Source organism: Pseudomonas sp., from assembly GCF_030684895.1.
Classification (GTDB): Bacteria; Pseudomonadota; Gammaproteobacteria; order Pseudomonadales; family Pseudomonadaceae; genus Aquipseudomonas.
Genome location: NZ_JAUXXP010000051.1, coordinates 32,312 through 45,774 on the forward strand (window position 1 = coordinate 32,312; position 13,463 = coordinate 45,774).

Below are 13,463 nucleotides of genomic sequence, written 5' to 3' on the forward strand. Positions count from 1 at the left end.
ATAAGCTGCGCACGCTTGCGTTCAGGCCACAGCGGGCGTGGCCTGAACGCGTTAGGTTGTTTTTTGTACAGAGCTGGGTGCTTAGTCTTCCAAGGCGCTGATCTGCGTCGAGCGTCCGAGCACCTGTAGCGCGCGGTCCGGGTAGTCGGTGATCAGCGCATGGGCTCCCTGGTCGAGCAGGCGGCGCATGTCCGGCTGTTCGTTGATGGTCCACAGCTGCACGTTAAGCCCGCGCTGTGCGGCGGTCTTGAGCAGGCTTGGGCTGGCAACGCGTAGGCCGCCGTGGGCTTCGGGAATCTGCAGTGCCTGGTAAGAGGGCGACAGCAAACTGCCCAGGCCGACCCAGTTGAGCGCCACCAACAGACGTACCGAACCGGGCCCAGCGGAGGTGGCCACGCCTGGGCATTGCTCGCGGAACAACTGCAGGCTGCGGTCATAAAAGCTGCCGACGATGACCTGGTCACGTTGTTTGTGCGCCTCAAGGGCATCACACAGCTGCGCTTCCATGCCGACATCCGGCACCTTGATCTCAATCACCTTGGGCGTATTCGGAAAGCTGTCGAGCACTTCGGCAAAGCTCGGGATGCGGATGCCCTGGCCGCGATAGGGATAGCTTTGGCCGCCATCAGCGCTCCAGTTGTAGCCGGCATCCAGCGCTTGCAGCTGCTCCAGACTGAGCGCCGCAACTGGGCCTTCGCCATTGGTGGTGCGCTCCAGGGTGCGGTCGTGGATCACCACCAGCTCGCCATCGCTGGACAGGTGCAGGTCCATCTCCAGCATGTCCACGCCCAGGGCGCTGGCGCGCTGGAAGGCAAACAGGCTGTTCTCCGGCCATAGGCCTTTGCCGCCACGGTGAGCGATCACCAGCGGTTGTTCGGCAAAACTGCTAAGCACCGCTACCGGTTGGGCCGGTTTGCTGGTCAGGGCCAGCACGCCAAGGGCGATGGCGAGCAACAACAGTGGAACAGAGAGAAAGCGGGCAACGCGCAGCATGGTCAGGGTCCAGGGCGGTCAATGGGTGAGGGGCTTTAATACGCCTCGACTATGACAAAGCCATGGCTGCTGGGCGAGAGGCGAAATGCGCCAGCCCTGAGGCTATCCACGCCAAGTGGAGCGCACTTTTTAGTAGCCCGGATAAGCCTTGGCGCAATCCGGGATTGCGGCGCCCCGGATTTCATCTTGGCTACAAGATGTTGCGCCCAGAGGTGGACGAGTTCTGTCCACCCACCTGTCAGCCTGTCAGCCTGTCAGCCTGTCAGCAGCCAGGCGCCGGTTACTGCCGAGGCGGCGCCGAGTATGCGCACCACAGGTGCAGCGGCCTGGGGCAGTAGACGCACCAGGGCGTAGCCGCTGGCGTGCAGGGCTGCGGTGGCGATCACGAAGCCTGCGGCATAGCCCCACGGGCTGGCCAGCTCCGGCAGCTCCAGGCCGTGGGCGACGCCATGAGTCAGGGCGAACAGTGCGGTCAGGGCGATGGCGATCACCATCGGTAGGCGAATGGCCACCGCCACCAGCAGACCAAAGGCCAGCACCGAGGCGGCGATACCGGTTTCCATCAGCGGAATCTGCAGGCCGTTAAAGCCCAACAGGCCACCGATCAACATAGTGCCGACAAAGGTCAGCGGCAGCGCCCAGCGCGCCGCGCCGGATTGCTGCGCGGCCCACAGGCCGACGGCGAGCATCGCCAGCAGGTGGTCGAGGCCGAATACCGGGTGCGCCAGACCGGCCAGCAGCCCGGAGTGGTCGTGGCCGGCGTGGGCGAAAGCCACAGCGGGGCTGAGAAACAGGGCGATGGCGAATAGTGATTTGCGCAGGTTCATGGGGTGTCTCCTTGACTGAATGTTGGGCGTAATCAGGCTGCGCTGAGCATGCCGTGTTGTTCGATAAAGGCGATGATCTGCTCCAGGCCCTGGCCGATCTTCTGGTTGCTGAACACGAACGGCTTATCGCCGCGCATCTTCAGGGTGTCGCGTTCCATTACCTCCAGCGAAGCGCCGACCAGCGGGGCCAGGTCGACTTTGTTGATCACCAGCAGGTCGGACTTGCAGATGCCCGGGCCGCCCTTGCGCGGCAGCTTGTCGCCGGCGGATACGTCGATCACGTAGATGGTCAGGTCCGACAGCTCCGGGCTAAAGGTGGCCGAGAGGTTGTCGCCGCCGGATTCGACGATGATCAGGTCCAGCCCCGGAAAGCGCCGGTTGAGCTGGTCGACCGCTTCCAGATTGATCGAGGCGTCCTCGCGAATAGCGGTGTGCGGGCAGCCGCCGGTTTCCACACCGATGATCCGTTCCGGGGCCAGGGCCTCGTTGCGCACCAGAAACTGCGCGTCTTCCTGGGTGTAGATATCGTTGGTCACCACCGCCAGGTTGTAGCGTTCGCGCAGGGCCAGGCACAGGGCCAGGGTCAGGGCGGTTTTGCCGGAACCGACCGGGCCACCGATGCCGATACGCAGGGGTTGGCTGTTCATCTTTTAGTCTTCCTTATCATCAAGAGCGGAATAAACGGCTGTACTGGCGCTCGTGCGCCATGCTCGCCAGGGCCAGGCCGAAGGCGGCGCTGCCCCAGTGTTGCGGTTCTAACTCGCTAGCCTGGCGCTGCGCCTGATCGAGCAGCGGCAGCAGGTGCGAGGTCAGGCGCTGGGCGGCTTGCTGGCCCAGCGGCAGGGTTTTCATCAGCACCGCCAGCTGGTTTTCCAGCCAGCCCCAGAGCCAGGCGGCCAGGGCATCCTCTGGCCCGATCTGCCAGGCCCGCGCGGCCAGCGCCCAGCCAACAGCCAGGCCGGGTTCGTCCAGCTCACTAAACAGCTGCTGCGCCGGCTGATCCAGCTCCGGCAAACCGCTGAGCAGTTGCTGCAGGGAGTAGCCCATCTGCCGGCTTTCCAGGCGCAGCTCGCGGGTTTCCCGGCTGGCGCGTTGCTGTTCGGCGAGGTGGCGCAGCTGAGCCCAGTCCTCGCTCGCGGCGGCCTGGCAATGGGCGAGCAGCAACGGCGCTTCAAAGCGCGCGAGATTGAGCAGTAGCTGATCGGCAATCCAGCGCTCGGCGCTTTCTGCGTTATTGACCAGGCCCTGATCCACCGCCATTTCCAGACCCTGGGAATAGCTGTAACCACCAATCGGCAATTGCGGGCTGGCGAGCCTCAATAATTGCCAGGCTTTATTCACTTACGCGCACCGAATTGATGCAGGCGCGGCGCATAGCTGAATTCGGCATCGCCAGCATGCGAGTGGTGATGGCCGCCGCCATAGGCACCCTGTTCCGGCTGGTAGGGCGCTTCGATCAGCTGCACCGTGGCGCCAAGCTGTTCGAGCATGGCCTTGAGCACATAGTCATCCGGCAGGCGCAGCCAGCCATCGCCGAGTTGCAGGGCAACATGGCGGTTGCCCAGGTGGTAGGCGGCGCGCATCAATTCGAAGGGGTTGGCGCAGGTAACGTGCAGCAGCGGCTCGGCCCGGGCGATGACGCGCACGATACGGCCATCTTCGGCCTGTAGGTATTCGCCGTCATGCAGCGCGGGTTGGCCGCGTTCGAGGAACAGGCCTACGTCCTCACCTGTACGGCTGAAGCAGCGCAGGCGGCTTTTGCTGCGGGCCTCGAAGCTCAGTTCAAGTTCGGCGTCCCAGTGTGGCTGGGCGGCAATACGGCGGTGGATCACCAACATGGGGCAGTTTCCGGCAGGTCAATACCGGTTATAGAGCAAGTGCCTTGCCAAGCTGCCGTTGCGCCACGCAGAGCGGGGCGCGGGGGTGGGTATGGCTGAAAGTAGAGCGTGGTGAGGTTTGGTTTGGTGCGCTTGCCTGGTTTATGCGCGTTTTTGGTGCGGCCGACGGGCGGTGATCAGTCGCGGGTTTGCCCGAGGCCTTGCCAGTGTTTGGCACCGATAAAGATAAAGCGCAGCTGCTCAATCATCTTGACCTCGGGTGAGGCGTGCATCGGCAGGGGCGCTGCGGGTGGGTCGATCAGTTCGGGCAGGGTGGCGAATACGGTTTTTACCACCAGGTCGGCGATCACGTTCTGCGCTGGGGCGTCGAAGTGTTGCAGCTTCGGCATGGCTGCAAGGTCGGCGACCAGGTCGGCGGTGATGCGTTCACGCAATGCGCCCACGGCTTGGCGGACCAGCTGCGAGCCGCCGTACTGCTCGCGGGCGAGAAACAGAAACTGCGAACGGTTGGCCGCCACGGCGTCGAGGAAGATGCGCACTGAGGCGTCGATCACGCCGCCCACTTCGAACTCGTGGTGGCGTACCTGGCGAATGGTTTCGCGGAAGGTTTCGCCGACTTCGGCGATCAGCGCCAGGCCCAGCGCGTCCATATCCTCGAAATGCCGGTAGAAACCGGTCGGCACGATGCCGGCGCAGCGCGCCACCTCGCGCAGGCTCAGGCTGCCAAAACCACGGCCGCTGTCCATCAGGCTGCGCGCGGCGTCCATCAAGGCGTGGCGGGTTTGCAGTTTTTGTTCGGCGCGCGGTTGTAGTGGTTTCAAGCGGGCATGGCTCTGCATTGCGAAATCAGCGCCGCACTCTAACAAATGGCCGTTGTTTACGTCGAACCGCGGTTGCTTATCCGGGGTTGAGTGAACGAGTGTTGACTGAATTAATCTGCTCTGCCAGTCTGGTGAACAATTGTTCACTGGAGTCTTGCCATGACCCTTCTTCCTTTTGCCTGGTTACGCGTACTCGCAAGCCTGCTGTATCCGCTGCGCGTGCTGGCAGCCCATGGCTGGTTGCGCGAAAGCGATGTCGATGCAGGACTGGCGCAGCTGCACCCGGCGCTGCGGCTGAACCGGGTGTTTGCCCGGGTCACCCAGCGCCACTGGGTGGCCGAGGACATGCTCGAACTGACCCTGCAGGCCAGCGGCAACTGGCGCGGCGCGCAGCCGGGGCAGCACCTGCAGCTGTATCTCGAGCGTGATGGCGTACGCCTGAGCCGCAGTTACAGCCTGACTGCGGTGCAAGCCGGTGGCCGTCTACAGGTTGCGATCAAGCATCAGCCGGGCGGGCGTGTTTCGCCTTATCTGCTGGAGCATCTGGCGGTGGGCGATGTGCTGGAGCTGGGTCCGGTGCATGGCGAGCTGAGCTGGCCCGAGGCGCAGCAGGGCGTGCTGCTGCTAGCCGCCGGCAGTGGCATCACACCGTTGCTGGGCATGCTGCGCGCTGCGCTGGCTCAGGGTTTCAGTGCGCCGATCACGCTGCTGCATTACGTGCGTGAGCAGGGCCAACGCGGCTTTGTCGCCGAGTTGCAGGCCTTGCAGGCGCAGCACAGCAATTTGCAGGTGCGCTGGTCGCTGACCGCCGCCGAAGCTGAGCCGGGAGCTTTGGCCGGACGTTTTGCTGGCGAGCATCTGGCTGAGGTCACGCAGCTGGACCAGCGCCGCGTGCTGGCCTGCGGTCCGGCGGGGTTTGTCGCCCAGGTGCAGCAGTGGTGGCAAGCCGCCGGGTTGCCTGGCGCGCTGCAGGTTGAGGCCTTCACTGCGCCCGTGCTGCGCGCCGACGTCAGCCTGCGTCAGGTGCGTTTGGGGTTTGCCCGCAGCCATCAGCAGGCGACTGCCAATAATCAGCACAGCCTGCTGGAACAAGCCGAGGCCCATGGCCTGCAGCCGGTGCATGGCTGTCGCCAGGGCATCTGCGCCAGCTGCACCTGCACTTTGCTGAGCGGCACGGTGCGCGATCTGCGCAGCGGGGTGCTATTCAGCGAGCCGGGGCAACCCATACGTTTGTGCGTAAGTGCTCCCCATAGCGACGTAGAAATTGATCTTTAACTTGCGAGGGAATCCCCATGCGTGGTGATCGCGAACTGTCCGTGGATGAAATGAACGCCTTCGGCAACGAGCTGGACGCCCTGCGTCAACGCACCCTGGCCGATCTGGGCGAGGTGGATGCGCGCTATATCCGGCGGATTCGTGCGGCGGTACGCTGCTGTTGCTGGAGCGGGCGCGGGCTGCTGATGCTCGGTTGGTTTCCGCCGACCTGGCTGCTCGGCACGCTGCTACTGGGCTTGGGCAAGATTCTGGAGAATATGGAGCTGGGCCATAACGTGATGCACGGCCAGTACGACTGGATGAATGACCCCGAGTTTGCCGGGCGCAGCTATGAGTGGGATATCGCCGGGCCCAGTGATTTCTGGCGGCACACCCACAACCATGTGCACCACACCTGGACCAATGTGCTGGGCATGGACGATGACGTTGGTTATGGCGTGGTGCGGCTGTTTCCCGAGCAGCGCTGGAAGCCGTTCTACCGTTGGCAGCCGCTGTGGGTGACAATTCAGGCGCTGTTGTTCCAGTACTCGATCGCGGTGCAGCACCTGCGTCTGGACAAGGTCTACAAGGGCCGGTTGAGCAAGGACGAGGTGCGCCCGCTGATCAAGCAGTTCAACGCCAAGATACTGCGGCAGTGGGGCAAGGATTATCTGTTCTTCCCACTGCTGGCGCTGTTGATCGGGGCCAATGCCCTGGCGGTGCTGGCCGGTAATGTAGTGGCCAACCTGATCCGCAATCTGTGGACCTTTACGGTGATCTTCTGCGGTCACTTTACCGAGCAGGCGGCGGTGTTCAGCAAGGAGTCGGTGGTCGGCGAGAGCCGTGGCCACTGGTACCTGCGCCAGCTGCGCGGTTCCAGCAACCTGAATGGCGGGCCGCTGTTCCATATTCTCACCGGCAACCTGAGCCACCAGATCGAACACCACCTGTTCCCCGATTTGCCGGCGCGGCGCTATGCGGCGCTGGCTGTGGAAGTGCGCGAGATCGCCGAGCGTTACGGCCAGGTCTACAACAACGGCAGCTTGTGGAGCCAGTTCGCGACAGTGCTTAAGCGGATCTGGATCTACCGCCGGCGTCCGGTCGAGGCCATGCCTGCAAGCGCTTAACCGCGTGACCCAACTCCGTAGGGTGGATGACGCTGTTTTCATCCACCACTGCCGTTGGTGGATGGCTGAGGCGTCAGCTGCGTGCCCTGATCCACCCTACGAGGATGAACGTACGCCGTAGCCCGGATGCAATCCGGGACGCTTTATGGGCACTCCCGGATTACATCCGGGCTACACGATCAGCGCGTAAACACGCAGGTCAGATAGCGGTTGCTAAAGCCATAGCGCAGCATCGAATACAGCCGGCTAAACAGGTACAGCGGGCGCTTGCGGTAGTACAGCAGCACCGCATTGCCGACCCCTTCGCTGCGGTGCTGTTTCTGTTGATCGACCTGTTTCGAGAATAAACCTTTGAACTGCCACCACTGAATCTGTTCCAAGTGCTGGCTGGCATGCAGCCCTTGCTGGCGGAACAGTGCGTAAAAGCTGCGTTTGCTGAAGTCATGCAGGTGGTGGGGGTTGCCGTCCAGGGTCGGCGTGATCGGCACCGAGGCGATGACCTTGCCGCCTTCGGCCAATAAGCGCGCATAGTTGGCCAGCAGTACCTGCGGGCGCGGCAGATGCTCGATGGTTTCCAGGCTGACGATGCAATCGAAGCCCTGGTCGCTGCTGAACTGTTCGGCATCGGCGCATTCATAACGCAGGTTGGCCAGCTGGTAATGCTCGCGGGCGTAGGCAATGGCCGCCGGGTCAATGTCCACGCCGGTGACCTGCTTGTCCGGGTTGCGCTCGGCCAGCAGGGCGGTGCCATAGCCGCAGCCGCAGGCCATATCCAGCACGCGCTGGCCGCAGAGATGCAGGGCGGCGAACTCATAGCGCTGCATATGTATCTGCAGGCTGGCCTGGTCGTCCGGGTTGAGCGGGTTGAGATCCTTCGGGTAAATCCGTTCGATGGTATGCATGGTCATGGCAGCGCAAAGAGAAGCCGGGACTATATGTCAGGCGGCCCAGTTTTCCCACGAGCGGCATTGACATGCTTCGTGGTTCAGCACTTTCTTTCTCGGCGGTATGACACAAGGATGGTTTGCTATGTCGACATCTTCTGCACCCCGTTATCCCCTGGTCCTGGTGCCAGGTTTGCTCGGCTTTGTCAGCCTGCTCGGTTATCCCTACTGGTATGGCATTGTCACGGCGCTGCGCCGCATCGGTGCAAAAGTCTTCCCAGTACTGGTGTCTTCGGTGCATTCCACCGAGGTGCGCGGCGAGCAACTGCTGCTGCGCATCGCCGATGTGTTGCAGCAGACCGGCGCAGAAAAGGTCCATCTGATCGGTCATAGCCAAGGCGCCCTGACGGCGCGTTATGCGGCGGCGCGAAAGCCCGAGTGGGTGGCGTCCGTGACCTCGGTGGCTGGGCCTAATCATGGTTCGGAGCTGGCGGATTTTCTCAAACGCAAAGCCCCGCACGGCAGCCTGCGCGAGCGCGTGCTGAGTGCTTTGTTACGTGGTGTGGCGCGTTGCATGGCCTGGCTGGAGCGCGGTTACAAAGGCGAAGCACTGCCGATGGATGTGGCAGCCGCGCAGCAATCGCTGACCAGTGACGGCGTGGCGGCCTTCAATGTGCAGTATCCGCAGGGCCTGCCTGAGGTATGGGGCGGTGAGGGCGCGGCCGAGGTCAATGGCGTGCGCTACTACTCCTGGTCCGGCACCATTCAACCGGGTATCACCAATAAAGGTGGCAACCGCTTCGACGGGCCGAATGTCGCCTGCCGCATGTTTGCCAAGACTTTTCAGCGTGAGGTTGGACAGTGCGATGGCATGGTCGGACGCTACAGCTCACACTTGGGCACCGTGATTGGTGATCAGTACCCGCTGGATCACTTCGACATCATCAATCAGACCTTCGGCCTGGTCGGCAAAGGCGCCGAGCCGGTCAAATTGTTTGTCGAGCATGCGCAACGGCTGCAGGCCGCAGGACTCTAGTGCTGCGTCACAGATCATTTGTCGTGGAGTGAGACGCCGTTAGCTATCGGGTTGTAGGAGCCGGCCATGCCGGCGATTCGCACGCATGGCGTGCTCCTACAGGTAGGCGATAGTTGAGCTTATTGCGGCACCAAGAGCTCTTAGGCGTCGTTAAGATCGACCCAGATGCCCTGATCATCTTCGCGGATGGCAAGCTCGTGCAGCGCTTGCCCGGCGCAGGGGCCAGCGACGCATTCGCCTGATTCGATCAGAAACAGCGCGCCATGGGTGGCGCACTGGATCAGGCTGGCGCTGTGATCGAGAAATTGGTCGGGCAGCCATTCCAGAGGGATGCCACGGTGCGGGCAGCGATTGCGATAGGCATACAGCTGGCCGTCCTTGCGCACGGCAAACAGCTTTTCACCTGCAACCTCGAAACCCCGGCTCTGGCCTTCGGCCACTTCATCCGGTGCACATAAACGCAACATAGCAACCTCCCCGACAGGCCGGCATTATGCCGCCCTGGCGTGGAAGTGAAAGAGGAGGGCGCATCCGTGCGCCAAGTGGAACTCGTTTTACCGCTATTTAATGGGCGGTTGCCCAGATCAGATTTCCCAGACCAGATTGACCGCCACATGGCGCCCCGGCTGGCTGAAGCGACCCATGCTGGCGCTGTTCTCGGTCAAGCCGCGCACGTCGCCCCATTGCCAATACTGCTTGTCGGTGAGGTTAAACAGGCCGGCATTCACGGCGAAGGCATCGGTCAGCTGCCACCAGCCATTGAGGTCGAGCACGCCATAACCTGAGGTCTGCACCTGATTGGCGGTTTGGGTCATGTCGACGCGGGTTTTCGCCGCCACCAGGGTCCAGCTCAGCTCGCCGCCAAACCTGCCGTTCGGCTCGCTGTAGCCCAGGCCGAAAACGCCCTTGAGCGGGTCCACGCTGTTGATCGGCTGGCCTGTACCTTCATCCTTGCCGCGGGCGTACGCCACGCTGCCACGGGCTTTCCAGCCAGCCGGCAGGCCCAGTTGGTCGAGGAACAGTTCGCCCTTGGCCTCTGCGCCACGAATGGTCACGCGGTCGCGGTTGACGTACTGGAACTCGCCGAAGGGGAAACCCGGCACGCTGGAGGGCCGGCTGACCTGTTCAATAAAGTCGTCGTACTGGTTGTAGAACAGCGCCGCACCAAAGCTGCCGATGGCGTACTGGCCGCGCAGGCCCAGCTCGAAGCTGTCGCTGGTTTCCGCTTTCAGGTTGGTATTGGCCAGGGTGCGGTACATGCCGGGGTTGGCAAATTCGCCAAAGATCTCGATGGCCTGTGGCGCGCGGAAGCCCGCAGCGTACTGACCGTAGACGCTGTGGGCGTCGTCGAGCTGGTAGGTCACGCCAAACTTGGGAGACAGCGCCGAATCCTTGAAGTCGCTTGGATCGCGCTCGGTGGCCTGACTATTGAGGTACTTATTGGTGACGTGTGGGCTCATCTCATAGCGGTCGTAGCGCAGGCCCGGTAGCAGGGTCCAACGGCCGATGCTGATGCTGTCCTGGGCAAACAGGGCGTATTCCTGGGTGGTCGGATCGGGGAAATCGCTGGTGGGCAGAACAGGCGTGGTCACGCCGGTGGCCAGTACGGTCTCGCCGCCTTCGCGCAGATCCGCGTTCTTCAGGTGTTTGATGTCCAGGCCATAGACCAGCGCATGTTCTGTGCGGCCGATGCTGAAGGCCTTGTCCAGCTTGGTATTGAAGGCCCAAAGCTTTTCTTCGTAGTACGAATCCCGTGTGCGGTAGCGTGGCTGTCCGCCGACCACGCGGTCCTCGAACGTTTGCTGACGCGTCTGGCTGTCCTGGTAGCTGAGCTGGCTGTGGATCTGATCAACCAACAGGGTGTCGAGTTGCTGGGTATGGGCGAGGGAATAGCGCTCACGATCAACCCGGTCTTCAGCATCCTGGGTACGGATGGTGGCGGTGTTGCTGTAGTTGCTCAGCACGCGGGTGTCGGTATCGTCCTGATAACGCTCGTAGGTCAGTTGCAGGCGGCCGCCGTCGCTGTAATCCCAACCGAATTTGCTCAGCAGGTTGTCGGTGCGGTAATCCAGTGGATTGGCCTGCTCGCGAGTTGCGCCAATACCACCCTGACCGCTGTGGGTATCCGTGGCCTGGCCACTGCGCCGACCCAGGTGCAGCAGGCCATCGACTTGGCCTAAGCGTGCGGCGAAGGTGGCGCTGCGCTGCCAGCTGTCATCGCTGCCGTCATAACCGGTTTTCAGGCGGGCGTAAGCATCATCGCCTTCGTCCAAATAGTCGCTGGCATCCTTGGTCAGAAAACTCACTGCGCCGCCAATCGCATCGCTGCCATACAGCGAACTGGCCGGTCCCCGGATGATTTCCACCTGCTTGACGGTGTCGAGGTCGACGTAATCGCGTTTGGCACTGAGGAAGCCGCCGAAGGAGAAGGCGTCGGGCATGCCGACACCGTCCACTTGAGTCAGCACACGGTTGCCGCCGATACCGCGGATGGTAAAGCCAGACAGGCCAAAACGATCGCCGCTGCCGCCGACCGATACGCCGGGCTCGTAGCGCACCAGATCCTTGATGTTCTTGATGTTCTGCTGGTCGATCTGCCGTTCGGTTTGTACCGACACCGTGCTCGGCACTTGGTCGAGGGTCTGCTCGGTGCGGGTGGCTGTGACGGTCACCGTATCGAACTGGTTCGGCGCTTTTTCCGCGGCCAGGGCCAGTGATGGGCTGAGTAACAGCAGAGCAAGCCATGGGCGGCGGGCGAATGGAGGGCTTCTGTGCATGGGGACTCCAGGATCGTTCAGGTGGCTTCTCTGGCCACCAGGTTGGCATCGGCGGCAAACCTAAACGACATTGACATGCTAATGCAAATAATTATCAAATAGATTTAATCCGATTTGACCGAGTCTTCGCATGTTGCGTTTGTCGCTGTTTCTGCTGCTGTCGCTGGCGCTGCATAGCGCCGGCTGGCTGCTGTATGGCGACGCGCAACCGCCTGTTTTGAGCGCCGCGCAAACCCATGACGTGCCTCAGGTGTTACGCCTGGCAGCTGTGTTGCAGCAGGCCGCGCCGGCCCCGGCCAAACCGCCGGAACCGCAACGCCAGGTGCTGGTGCCGAGCAAGGTCCCGGTCGCCAAGCCTGTGGCGCAGGTGCCAGTGACCAAGCCCGCACCGGTGAACACGGCCGTGTCGACCAAGAGCCCGCCCGCGCCGGTGTTGGAAGTCAAGGTGCCCAGCCAGTCTGCTGCGGCTGTCGGCTCGGCTCAGGCCGCGCCCGCCAAGCCGGTTGCCGCAACGCCGGCCGCTGAAGTGCTTAGCAGCAAGCCGAGCTTTCGCGAGCCGCCACGCCAGCCGAATTACCCGTCCCAGGCGCGGCGGCGTAACCAGCAGGGCGTGGTGCTGGTCGAGGTGCGCCTGGATGAGCGCGGCCAGCAACGCAGCCTGAATGTGCTGCGCTCCTCGGGCGTGGACAGCCTCGATCGCGCCGCCCTGGAGGCGGTTGCCAAGTGGCGTTTTCGCCCTGAAACCAGCGGCGGCCAGGCCGTGCCTAGCCGCGTACAGATCCCTATTCAGTTCGCTTTGACGGCGAGCCGTTGATTAATCAGTGAGGAGTTTTCCATGAGTACACACGCCCAATCCGTCGCGCCCAGCAATGACCTGTATCTGGCCTGGCAGGTGCTGCGCCGCGAGCAGCCGCGCCTGCGCGCCCGCGATGCCGCCGAACGCCTGGCCGTTAGCGAGGCCGAACTGGTGGCCAGCCGCCTCGGTGTCGACGCTGTGCGCTTGCAGCCAGACTGGGCGCAGTTGCTGCCGGCACTGGGCGAGCTGGGTTATGTGATGGCGCTGACCCGCAACGAGCATTGCGTGCATGAGCGCAAGGGTTATTACCGTGAGGTGACGGTGACCGGTAATGGCCAGATGGGCCTGGTGGTCTCGGCCGATATCGACCTGCGCCTGTTCCTCGGCGGCTGGGCCAGTGTGTTTGCCATCGAAGAGCAGACCGGCAAAGGCACCCAGCGCAGCATTCAGGTGTTCGACCGTCAGGGCACTGCGGTGCACAAGGTCTTCCTCACCGAGGACAGCCAGCTAAGCGCCTGGGCGCCGCTGCTGGAGCGTTTCCGTATGGCTGAGCAGAGCGCCGAACTGGAGCTGATGCCTTTGCCCCAGGCGCAGCCGGCGCAAGCCGATGCCCAGGTGGATGTAAACGCCCTGCGCGTGGGCTGGTCGACCCTTAAAGACACTCACCACTTCTTTGCCCTGCTGAAAAAGCACGGCACCACACGCACCCAGGCCCTGCGCCTGGCGGGGCGCGAATGGGCCGAGCCAGTGGATGTGCGCGAACTGCCGAAGCTGCTGGAGCAAGCCGGTGTGCGCGAAGTACCGATCATGCTGTTTGTCGGCAATCGTCACTGCATCCAGATTCACTCCGGTCCGGTGCGCAACCTGCGCTGGATGGACACCTGGTTCAACGTGCTCGATCCCGAGTTCAATCTGCACCTGCAGACCACTGGCGTGACCGAGCTGTGGCGGGTGCGCAAGCCGAGCAGCGATGGTGTGATCACCAGTTGGGAAGCCTTCGATGCCCATGGCGAGCTGGTGGTGCAGCTGTTTGGTGCGCGCAAGCCGGGCATCCCTGAGCGTGAAGACTGGCGCGCCCTAGCCGAAAGCGCGCCTGCGCTGGAGTGCTGA

Annotated in this window: 14 protein-coding genes; 5 read left to right on the forward strand and 9 right to left on the reverse strand. The window is 62.9% G+C overall.

The features are described from left to right. Positions 1-81: 81 nt before the first annotated feature. From Q8M42_RS11445 to Q8M42_RS11470, 6 genes are all read right to left on the reverse strand, one after another. Complete coding sequence (locus tag Q8M42_RS11445) at positions 82-993, reverse strand: glycerophosphodiester phosphodiesterase (RefSeq protein ID WP_304869656.1); 912 nt, start codon at positions 991-993, stop codon at positions 82-84. A 254-nt stretch (positions 994-1,247) separates the two neighbouring features. Continuing rightward, on the reverse strand, positions 1,248-1,820 hold the full coding sequence (locus tag Q8M42_RS11450; RefSeq protein ID WP_304869654.1) for a HupE/UreJ family protein: 573 nt from the start codon (positions 1,818-1,820) through the stop codon (positions 1,248-1,250). 32 nt (positions 1,821-1,852) lie between these two features. Continuing rightward, positions 1,853-2,467, reverse strand: coding sequence for an urease accessory protein UreG (ureG, locus tag Q8M42_RS11455; RefSeq protein ID WP_304869652.1), 615 nt, complete (start codon positions 2,465-2,467; stop codon positions 1,853-1,855). Between the two features lie 19 nt (positions 2,468-2,486). Next, positions 2,487-3,161 carry an urease accessory protein UreF gene (locus tag Q8M42_RS11460; protein ID WP_304869650.1) on the reverse strand — a complete coding sequence of 225 codons (675 nt, stop codon included), beginning with the start codon at positions 3,159-3,161 and terminating at the stop codon, positions 2,487-2,489. Beyond that, positions 3,158-3,658, reverse strand: a complete 501-nt coding sequence (ureE, locus tag Q8M42_RS11465; protein ID WP_304869649.1) for an urease accessory protein UreE — start codon at positions 3,656-3,658, stop codon at positions 3,158-3,160. The genes Q8M42_RS11460 and ureE overlap by 4 nt, the downstream gene beginning before the upstream one ends. Before the next feature lie 176 nt (positions 3,659-3,834). Continuing rightward, positions 3,835-4,497 carry a TetR family transcriptional regulator gene (locus tag Q8M42_RS11470; RefSeq protein WP_304869648.1) on the reverse strand — a complete coding sequence of 221 codons (663 nt, stop codon included), beginning with the start codon at positions 4,495-4,497 and terminating at the stop codon, positions 3,835-3,837. Positions 4,498-4,638: 141 nt separating this feature from the next. Between Q8M42_RS11470 and Q8M42_RS11475 the strand changes: the two genes are divergently transcribed. Together Q8M42_RS11475 and Q8M42_RS11480 are read left to right on the forward strand one after the other, a co-directional pair. Then, a complete protein-coding gene (locus Q8M42_RS11475; protein ID WP_304869646.1) occupies positions 4,639-5,754 on the forward strand; it encodes a ferredoxin reductase in 1,116 nt (371 codons plus the stop codon). Positions 5,755-5,771: 17 nt separating this feature from the next. Further along, a complete protein-coding gene (locus Q8M42_RS11480; protein WP_304869645.1) occupies positions 5,772-6,860 on the forward strand; it encodes a fatty acid desaturase in 1,089 nt (362 codons plus the stop codon). Positions 6,861-7,039: 179 nt separating this feature from the next. On the opposite strand, the gene Q8M42_RS11485 is transcribed toward Q8M42_RS11480, so the two are convergent. Beyond that, positions 7,040-7,768: a bifunctional 2-polyprenyl-6-hydroxyphenol methylase/3-demethylubiquinol 3-O-methyltransferase UbiG gene (locus tag Q8M42_RS11485; protein WP_304869643.1), complete on the reverse strand. Its 729-nt coding sequence runs from the start codon at positions 7,766-7,768 to the stop codon at positions 7,040-7,042. A gap of 121 nt (positions 7,769-7,889) precedes the next feature. Between Q8M42_RS11485 and Q8M42_RS11490 the strand changes: the two genes are divergently transcribed. Further along, a complete protein-coding gene (locus Q8M42_RS11490) occupies positions 7,890-8,780 on the forward strand; it encodes a triacylglycerol lipase (protein WP_304869641.1) in 891 nt (296 codons plus the stop codon). A gap of 140 nt (positions 8,781-8,920) precedes the next feature. Here Q8M42_RS11490 and Q8M42_RS11495 read toward each other — a convergent pair whose 3' ends face one another. Next, a complete protein-coding gene (locus Q8M42_RS11495) occupies positions 8,921-9,247 on the reverse strand; it encodes a Rieske (2Fe-2S) protein (RefSeq protein ID WP_304869639.1) in 327 nt (108 codons plus the stop codon). A gap of 117 nt (positions 9,248-9,364) precedes the next feature. Further along, positions 9,365-11,557 carry a TonB-dependent hemoglobin/transferrin/lactoferrin family receptor gene (locus Q8M42_RS11500; RefSeq protein ID WP_304869637.1) on the reverse strand — a complete coding sequence of 731 codons (2,193 nt, stop codon included), beginning with the start codon at positions 11,555-11,557 and terminating at the stop codon, positions 9,365-9,367. Positions 11,558-11,687: 130 nt separating this feature from the next. Between Q8M42_RS11500 and Q8M42_RS11505 the strand changes: the two genes are divergently transcribed. Both Q8M42_RS11505 and Q8M42_RS11510 read left to right on the forward strand, forming a co-directional pair. Continuing rightward, positions 11,688-12,371, forward strand: a complete 684-nt coding sequence (locus tag Q8M42_RS11505) for an energy transducer TonB (RefSeq protein ID WP_304869636.1) — start codon at positions 11,688-11,690, stop codon at positions 12,369-12,371. Positions 12,372-12,392: 21 nt separating this feature from the next. Beyond that, on the forward strand, positions 12,393-13,463 hold the full coding sequence (locus Q8M42_RS11510; protein WP_304869634.1) for a hemin-degrading factor: 1,071 nt from the start codon (positions 12,393-12,395) through the stop codon (positions 13,461-13,463).

What these genes read in the sequence shown, in the direction of transcription:
- Q8M42_RS11480 (WP_304869645.1), top strand. Translation starts at nt 5,772, where the DNA reads ATGCGTGGTGATCGCGAACTGTCCGTGGATGAAATGAACGCCTTCGGC.
- Q8M42_RS11445 (WP_304869656.1), bottom strand. Translation starts at nt 993, where the DNA reads ATGCTGCGCGTTGCCCGCTTTCTCTCTGTTCCACTGTTGTTGCTCGCC.
- Q8M42_RS11485 (WP_304869643.1), bottom strand. Translation starts at nt 7,768, where the DNA reads ATGACCATGCATACCATCGAACGGATTTACCCGAAGGATCTCAACCCG.
- Q8M42_RS11510 (WP_304869634.1), top strand. Translation starts at nt 12,393, where the DNA reads ATGAGTACACACGCCCAATCCGTCGCGCCCAGCAATGACCTGTATCTG.
- Q8M42_RS11475 (WP_304869646.1), top strand. Translation starts at nt 4,639, where the DNA reads ATGACCCTTCTTCCTTTTGCCTGGTTACGCGTACTCGCAAGCCTGCTG.
- Q8M42_RS11500 (WP_304869637.1), bottom strand. Translation starts at nt 11,557, where the DNA reads ATGCACAGAAGCCCTCCATTCGCCCGCCGCCCATGGCTTGCTCTGCTG.
- ureG (WP_304869652.1), bottom strand. Translation starts at nt 2,467, where the DNA reads ATGAACAGCCAACCCCTGCGTATCGGCATCGGTGGCCCGGTCGGTTCC.
- Q8M42_RS11470 (WP_304869648.1), bottom strand. Translation starts at nt 4,497, where the DNA reads ATGCAGAGCCATGCCCGCTTGAAACCACTACAACCGCGCGCCGAACAA.
- Q8M42_RS11490 (WP_304869641.1), top strand. Translation starts at nt 7,890, where the DNA reads ATGTCGACATCTTCTGCACCCCGTTATCCCCTGGTCCTGGTGCCAGGT.
- ureE (WP_304869649.1), bottom strand. Translation starts at nt 3,658, where the DNA reads ATGTTGGTGATCCACCGCCGTATTGCCGCCCAGCCACACTGGGACGCC.
- Q8M42_RS11505 (WP_304869636.1), top strand. Translation starts at nt 11,688, where the DNA reads ATGTTGCGTTTGTCGCTGTTTCTGCTGCTGTCGCTGGCGCTGCATAGC.
- Q8M42_RS11450 (WP_304869654.1), bottom strand. Translation starts at nt 1,820, where the DNA reads ATGAACCTGCGCAAATCACTATTCGCCATCGCCCTGTTTCTCAGCCCC.
- Q8M42_RS11495 (WP_304869639.1), bottom strand. Translation starts at nt 9,247, where the DNA reads ATGTTGCGTTTATGTGCACCGGATGAAGTGGCCGAAGGCCAGAGCCGG.